3 protein-coding genes and 1 pseudogene are annotated in these 7724 nt (G+C 58.0%); 2 read left to right on the top strand and 2 right to left on the bottom strand.

Annotated elements, in window-relative coordinates; all coding sequences use genetic code 11:
- The first annotated feature begins 375 nt into the window (after window positions 1-375).
- Entirely contained in the window at window positions 376-4581 is a 4206-nt protein-coding gene (locus R6U20_RS10415) for a two-component regulator propeller domain-containing protein (protein WP_410337792.1), read from the top strand.
- A 716-nt stretch (window positions 4582-5297) separates the two neighbouring features.
- Here the strand turns inward: R6U20_RS10415 and R6U20_RS10410 are convergent.
- Together R6U20_RS10410 and R6U20_RS10405 are read right to left on the bottom strand one after the other, a co-directional pair.
- Window positions 5298-6443, bottom strand: a complete 1146-nt coding sequence (locus R6U20_RS10410) for a sensor histidine kinase (protein WP_410337791.1) — start codon at window positions 6441-6443, stop codon at window positions 5298-5300.
- A gap of 50 nt (window positions 6444-6493) precedes the next feature.
- Complete coding sequence (locus R6U20_RS10405) at window positions 6494-7039, bottom strand: Rab family GTPase (protein ID WP_410337790.1); 546 nt, start codon at window positions 7037-7039, stop codon at window positions 6494-6496.
- A 502-nt stretch (window positions 7040-7541) separates the two neighbouring features.
- Here R6U20_RS10405 and R6U20_RS10400 point away from each other — a divergent pair.
- Window positions 7542-7724 (top strand): annotated as a pseudogene (locus R6U20_RS10400) (carboxyl transferase domain-containing protein); the annotation flags it as partial.

The raw sequence follows: 7724 nt of genomic DNA, 5'->3' as shown, positions 1-7724 counted from the left end.
GCCGTTTGTCTTGCCCCCACCTCTTGTATTGCTCTCACCTCCTGCCCCTCGCATGCTGCATTGGTCCGTCGCACGTCCAACGCTTCGGTACGTACGCTGACGTGCCAGGCTCCAGGGCATGCAACCATCGGTTACCTCTCCTGTTTTAAGAAAGATAGCTGAGCACCACCGCATGCTCTTTTGTGGCGGTGACAACTGCTGTACGGGGCAACTCCTCAGCCATGCTGTTTCCTATCGATGTCAGGGTGAGAGATGAGAAAGAGCCTTTTCGCAATCTGTGCCCCACTGGTTCTCCTTGCAGGGCTGTGCCTGCTTCCATTAAAAACAACCGCGCAGTCTGCAATTCCCGCTGATGAAACTGAGGCGCCCCAGTACGTGACTCAGCAATGGACCGTCGAAGACGGGCTGCCCGTCAACACGGTGAATGATATAGCGCAGACCGAAGATGGCTATCTGTGGCTGGCTACGTTCGGCGGGCTGGTGCGGTTTGATGGCGCGCAGTTCACCGTCTACCAGTCGGGCAGTCATGACGGGCTGCCCAGCAGCCGCATTCTGGACGTGGAAGCCGTGGGGCAGGTCGTCTGGATGCGTACGGAATCGCAGCACCTCGTTCGGGTCGAGCGTGGGACGTTTCAGACGATTGCGCTCCCCAACGTCCTTACCCTGCACGTGACAGACAACCAGACGGTCTGGGCCGGAACCGAGGACGAACTGTTTCGGGTTGAGGCCACAGGAGGCGCAACCCCGGTGCAGGGAGCGTACATACAAGGCCAAATAAGCACGGTGCATCAGACCCCTGAAGGCGATCTCTGGGTTGGGACGTCTGAACAGGGCGTCTACCGGTATGCGCAGAACGGGGCTCTCAACCGCGTTACCGGTGAGGGCGCTCTCTTAAACACACGAATCAACAGCATTGCATCGCGGGGAGATGGCACCGTGCTCATCGCCGCCTGGAACGGAGTCTGGCGGTGGGACGAGGGAGAGGTGGAGGCGGTCCAATCGGCACAAGGCGAAGAGACAGGAGCCAGCTTCCTCATCCAAAAAGACCATGCAGGCACCCACTGGGTGAGTGCGGAGCAAAGCGTGTACCGATACGAGGCCGGCGTGCTCGTTCGGGCCGCCGACCACGAAAGCCGGTCGCGTAATCAGTTGCCCGGAAGCCTGATCCAGTCAGATACAACCGGGGAGCAAGAAGCAGTGTGGATCAACGCAGTACGTGGTGTGCTGCGTGAGGGGCAGACCATGCTTGCCACACCGGTGCGCATCACGCAGATTCACCAAGACAACGAAGGGAACATGTGGGTAGCCACCGACGGCGCCGGGATCTACCAGTTGCGTAGGTCGCAGATAAAAGTGTACGGAGCCCAAGAGGGGGTAGGAAGTGGAAACATCTATCCGATTCTGCAGCGTCACGACGGGAGCATCTGGCTCGGGTCGCTTGGCGGAGGGCTCACGCGCATCACATCTGAAGATACCACCACAGTCATCCCGCAACAGGGAGCGTCGATGCTCGAAGACGTGTGGGCGTTGCACGAAACCCGCGACAGCACTCTGTGGGTGGGCGGGGCCGGATTGTGCCGGTGGGAGGCGGGGCAATGTGCGCCCTATGAAACAGAGATGCCCCCCGACTTTGGACGCGTACTGGCGATTTACGAAGATGCCTCTCGAACCCTGTGGGTGGGCACAAATCGCGGACTCTATCAGCGCACGCCGTCTTCGGGCGAAGGTCCGCCTTCCTGGGCCCGGTACACGCCTCAAAACAGCCGCCTGCCGCACCGCATCGTGCGAGCCATCCATGAGACTGACGAAGGCGCGCTGTGGTTTGGTACCAATGGGGGCGGGCTGGCTATCTACGAAGATGATGCGTTTTACCCGTTCTCGAAAGACGAGGGGCTTCCGTCGAACCTGGTGCGCGATATTCATGGGGATGAAGCAGGTACATTCTGGGTCGCCACAGAAGATCGCGGGCTACTCCGCATCGAATGGCCCGAACAGTCCGCTACGGATACGGCGATACGTGACGCCTCCATTACAACGCTCACCACCCAAGATGGGCTGCTCGCAAACGGCATCCACCGCATCATCGAGGATGATGAGGAACGCATGTGGATGAGCACAAACCAGGGTTTATTCTGGGCGCATCGGTCTGAGCTACATGCCGTGGCACAGGGTACGCAAAGCCGGGTGGCCACGGTTCGGTACACCGAGCGCAATGGCATGCGTAACCGAGAAGGCAACGGAGGCATGCAGCCCGCTGGCATGCACGACAGGCAGGGACGAATCTGGTTTCCGACGCAGGCCGGGGCAGCGGTGATCAATGCGTCTGAAGTGCGAGCATCACGCGCCCCTCCTCCCGTTCACATCGAGCGCGTGGTAACGTCAGACAGTACGTACCGCCCTATAAACGGCCGCGTCGAGTTGGCGACACATGCCCACAGCTTCGATATTGTGTACACGGCAATCGGCTTCAGCGACCCTGAACAGATGCAATTCAGGTACCAGCTCGAGGGCGTAGACGACGAACCAAAATCGGGAGGAATGCAGCGCAGGGCCACATATACGAGCATCGACCCGGGTTCGTACGCATTCACCGTGCACGCCAGCAATGAAGATGGCATCTGGAATGAAGAAGGCGCCACCGTGACAATTGAGGTGCCGCCCCATTTCTACGAAACGTGGTGGTTCTACGCGCTCATGGGTATTGTAGGCATCGCTGCACTTGGATGGGCCTACCGGATACGCACAGCCGCCCTCAAGAAGCGCGAGGCGGAACTGGAGCGCACCGTTCAGGCCCGCACCGAAGAATTGCGGCACGAGAAGCAGAAAACAAAGGAAGCGCTCGGCCTCGCCGAAGGTCAAGCCGACCGCCTCGAACGTATCGATGCGGTCAAATCCCAGTTCTTTGCACGCATCAGTCACGAATTTCGGACGCCTCTCACGCTCACGCTGGGCCCAATTGATAACATACTGGAGGCAGATGAGACGACCTTGCGTCCTGACGAGCGCGAGCAGTTAAGCATGGCGCGGCGTAACGCTACGCGCCTTACTCACATGGTAAACCAGCTACACGACCTTGCCCAACTCGAAACGGGCGCTATGGTGGTTCAGCCAGAGATGCGTGATGTGGTCGCGTTCGTATCAAATTGCACCCGGGCGTTTCAGGGGCTGGCAGAGCGCCGCAGCATCAAGTTGGGGTTTGAGGCGGATGCTGCGTCACATCCGTTTGCTTTTGATCCTGCAAAAATTGAAAAAATCATCGCCAGTCTGATCACGAATGCGTTTCAGGCAACGCAGGCTGGAGACGAAATTCAGGTCGTGCTGCAGACACAGCAAACGCATCAAACCCAACAAGCAGGCACAGCATCCTCGTCCGACAGGAGAATTGTTCTCATCATAGAAGACACCGGAAGCGGGATGACACCGGGGCAATTTCAGTACCTGCGTGCTTTCTTCCAGAAAGAAGATCCTGAAGGGTGGAGTCATCACGATCGGTTCATTGGGGTGGGGCTAAACCTGGTGAATGAACTGGTGGCGCTGCACGGGGGCACGATCCGACTGCAGAGCCGCGAAGGCGAAGGCACTACGTTTACGATTCACCTGCCCGAGCAAAAAGTTGACGACACCGCAGAGGCGGAACCCCCGCCAGAAGAAGCGTCGGAAGCATCGGTTGGGGCATTGCCCGAGGGAGGACCAGGGCGTAGCGACATTGGCGGGCCATCGATCCAGATGGCTGAGCGGGTTCTTGCTCTTGAAAGAGACGAGACGAAGATCAGCGAGGAGAAGCAGACGCAAGATGATCAAACGACGGTGCTGATCATCGACGATAATGCCGACTTCCGGTCGTACCTGCGATGGCACCTGGAGTCGACATACCGTGTCGTTGAAGCTGAGAACGGCACCGAGGGCTACAAAGCGGCCCAATCGCTGCTTCCTGATATCGCTATTGCAGATGTGATGATGCCAGGCATGGATGGGCTTGCGCTGTGCCGAGCTATAAAAGACCATCCAGATATCGACCAGATCCCGGTGATTTTCCTGACCGCGGCTGAAGACTCCAAGACCCGCGTGCAGGGATACGAGGCTGGAGGCGATGCATATCTGACGAAGCCTTTTGATGCTGAGGAGCTGAAAGCGCTCATCGAAAATCTGGTACAGGCACGCCAGACGGTGCGCGCTGGTACAGACGATGTGCCCAACAAGGACGATCCCGAAACCTCGGCATCAAACCTTCAGACGCTGCCGTTTGATCAACGACTCGAAGCCGCCATTGAAGCGCACTTTTCCGACCCTGGTTTTGGGGTGGCTGCACTGGCAGAGACGATGGCGATGAGCACCTCGCAGTTGCGGCGCAAGATGGACAGGTACTATGAACGCACGCCTGTACAGCTCATTCGCCACTGGCGGCTGGAAGCAGGCGCCGAGTTGCTGAAAGATCGCCCGGACGTTACCATCGGAGAAATTGCGTATGCTGTAGGGTTCAACAGCCAGTCGTACTTCTCGCGCGCGTTCAAAGACGCGTTTGGGGCCTCGCCGTCTTCATATCGCAGGCAACATGCCAGTCCGGAAGAGGGCAGCGGGTAGAGACCGACGAAGGCTGTTCAGGCGGACAACTGGCATGACCCTTCGGACCCCTCTGTCCCGCTAACTTGGCCCAAACACCACCCGGGACGTCTTTCCGACAACGGTCGGAATTCCAGTCCCGGGCTACAAAGTTGCTAAACACGTACACCGTCTAATACAAGCAGGATGGAGGGAGAATACGCATCTGAACCCAATCATTCAGGGTTGACACGGCATTAGTGGTGTGTCACACGTCAATGGTTGGGTAGCTCACGCGAATGAATGTCATGGAAGTCCACAAGAGATCCCGGCTCAGCGGCGCCAGGGGCGCCTTGCCCGGGATGACTATAAAGTGGGAGCCCATGCGTTACCCTATGAATCATCTGTGACAGAGCATTAGTGCTCTGTCAACCCTCATTTTGATGGTTGCCTTGCAATCACCCTCCCACGAAGCCTGTCATGGTGAGCGCAGTCGAACCATCCCCTTGGCGTTTAGCAGTAACTTTTCGGGACGGCACGACACGCGTATCCATCTTGGTTCAACCCACAGAATGACCTGTGACAGAGCATTAGTGCTGTGTCACACCTGAATGTTGCAGTGTGAAAAGGACGCCCGCTGAAAGGCTCCTCCAGGCCTACTCCCTCCACCATTTGGCATTGGACCACCCCCCCAACAGGTATGCGCAGATATCTTTGACGGTGCTGGCATGTTGCCTCCGTCATTTGGAATTGTGCTGCTACCCAGTGCGCATGGTGGGCAGCTTAACCCAGATACGTGGACCGCGATCGGTGTCAGCGTAGCCGATCCGACCGCCCGACGACTCGACCGTGATGCGGGCAAAGTAGAGCGTCAAGTCGTTTTCAGGTGCAGACGAAGTGGGGGCGCTGTTGCGTTCAAACAAGTGCGGACGCACAGCGCCCGGAATGGAAGGGCCGCTGTCGGTGACGTGAACCGTAGCGTGGGCATCAGTAGCGTCTACCTGAACCTGCACAGTGGTGTCAACAGGCGAACGGCGCATGCCGTGTTCTATGAGAGCAATCACGACGCGCCGTAAGCGTTCGCTCTCCATAGGTACCGGGGCCGGGTCGTCGGGGAGCGCCTTAAGCGCGACAGAACATGGAGGTGAGGGAACGCGATCTTGCACATGCGCCACCACTTCGTCTACAATGCGTGTCAGGCTCGGGATTTCGGCAGGAGCCGGTTGTTGATTAGGCGTGTGTGCGGTCTCAGCCTCTTGCAGCGTTGAACGGAGCGCGCGCACCTGTTGCTGCGCAAGCGAGACGACGCGCTGTTGGTCGGGCGTAAGCGAACCGTGCTGGAGGAGCAACAGCGCATCGGTGAGGCTGGCAAGAGGATCCTCCGCGTCGTGCAGCAGGCCTTCAAATGCGGCGCGTTGCGTCCGTAGCTGCTGGTTGGCATGCTGGAACGACAGGTTGAGCGAACGCCCTTCTTGTAGGATGCGTCGATGCTCGGCATAAGAGATCGAGGCGGGTCGCATCAGCATCAACGCGCGCATGTCCGACGTCTCGCTTGGAGGAATGCGCAGGGCTACGGCCTCCAGCAGGTACTCGCCTCCTTGGGGCACTTCTTGGGCCCAGGCCTGCGAGCAGAGATACGGCACTCCAAGGGCGTTTGTCGGGTACTGCGCCAGATCTACAGTGCCCATCCAGAACGGATCGGCCTCCGACAGAAAGCTCGCCAGAAACAAGAAATGCTCGCTCAAATCCACTGGCCCCGTAGCCGTTTCTGCATCAGGCCACAGGGTGCGTAGCCAGTGAGGCAGAGGCCCGATGCGCACAAACTGTTCGTCGGACACTTGTTCGAAGATCGCCGTCCGAAATTGGGCCAGCAGTGCATCGGGGAGCGTGGACGAAGGCGCCATACCGGAATACAGGTATCAGTCTGTGTAGCGAACAGGGGGGGCGTGGCATACTATGCGATCATCGCCTGGGCCAGCGATGAAAACGCCGTATCAACACGCGTATCTTCTTTGGCGCTGGTGTAAAGCGTAGGCCAGTCCGACAGTCCATGTCGGCTAAGCGTAGCGGGGCTAACGGCCCAGTTGGCCGTTGGGTCGTCTTCTAAATCGGCCTTGTTGATCAGGAGCCAAAACGGCACATCTCCCACCGCCTCGCGCGCACGCTGGTGCAATACATGAGCCGTTTCTAACGTCTCCGGGCGGGTCCCATCGGCGACAAGCAGGTAGCCCGCCGCTCCACGCAGGTAGCTGGTAGATACGCGCTGGAAGCGATCCTCCCCGTTGATGTCCCACAGCAGCAGATGCACAGCCGTACCATTGGTGTCAACGGTCTTCTTTTCAATTTTGACACCGATGGTCGTTGTGTACTGATCAGAGAAAATGCCTTTCACGAACCGACGGACTAAACTTGTCTTGCCTACCGCCGCTGCGCCTAACATACATATTTTTTTCTGCACCGTACCGTAAAAACAGTCTATCTGCAAAAGAGAAGCGAACATAGGAGTTCATCGATGAGCAACCCTTCGGGTACGGTGTTGTTGCACGTAACGAGCGACTACTTCCCTGTCACTTTTTAGCTTGTGCACGTCTTCAGTTGGCACTTGTGGACGTTTGGCGTTATATTATAAACTCACAAAGGGCACAGCAATTAGCTACAAGCGATAAACGTAAGTGGCATACGAAGTGCCCGTCTACCCACCGTTAGCGTGCATAACGGCAAAAGGATTCGGAGGCTGAAATGCTCCCGCTGAACACGGGCTGTGCCACGCGCCGAACATGCTGTACATCTATAGCTCGCGCTGGTCCTGGGTTCTGCCCTGGATTCTGCTATGCCTGTGTGCTTCCAACAGTATGCCCGGTGCGTTGGATGGACTGCCTCGTACTCGATTGCCCACAGCCCCATGCTCCCTTATTGCCCACAGCCCTCATGCTCCCTTTTGTGATGCTGGCCCTGATGGATTGGCTCCCCTGGCGTGGTTCATCCGCACCCGGTTCATCAGCGAAATCACCAGACGGCTGCTCGATCCCAACACGCCCTTCCTGGAGCTCTCTTCGCTTGCGGCATACGACCAGTACGACAACCAGTTTCCTTCGGCCGGAATCATCACAGGAATCGGCGTTATCCACGGAAAAGAAACCGTCGTCATTGCCAACGATGCAACGGTGAAAGGCGGCACCTACGTT

It is taken from the genome of Longimonas sp., from assembly GCF_046498435.1.
GTDB lineage: Bacteria > Bacteroidota > Rhodothermia > Rhodothermales > Salinibacteraceae > Longimonas.
Note: the sequence above shows the minus strand (reverse complement) of the source record. Positions and strands in the feature narration are given on the sequence as shown.